This is a genomic window from Pseudomonas sp. LFS044, from assembly GCF_047978245.1.
Taxonomy (GTDB): domain Bacteria; phylum Pseudomonadota; class Gammaproteobacteria; order Pseudomonadales; family Pseudomonadaceae; genus Aquipseudomonas.
Window position 1 is genome coordinate 1 of sequence record NZ_JBFPFX010000080.1, and the last position, 319, is coordinate 319.

Sequence of the window (319 nt, forward strand, 5' to 3'; positions counted from 1 at the left end):
CGGTTGAGCTTGGCCATCAGCCGGCCAATGGGGTCGCGCTCGAACAACGTTTCGCGTTGCGGCTGCTCACCGTTCTCACCGTAGCCAATTTCATCCAGCCGGGTCAGATGGCCGCCGTCGTTGTAGGTGAAGCGCCGCGTCAGGTTGTCCACCCGCACTTCTTCCACCAGCCTGTCCGACGCATCGTAGGCAAAGCGGTACGGCATGCTGTTTTCGTTGACCAACGCAGTCAGGCGGATGGCCTTGTCGTACTCGTAGCGAACTTGCTGACCTTTGGCATCCTGGCGGCTGCTCGGCAGGCCTCGGGCGGTGCGCAGCA

At 62.4% G+C, this 319-nt stretch carries 1 pseudogene; it reads right to left on the reverse strand.

Annotated features, from left to right (window positions below):
• Positions 1-319, reverse strand: a pseudogene (locus tag ACNQPL_RS26700) (sugar-binding protein); the annotation flags it as partial.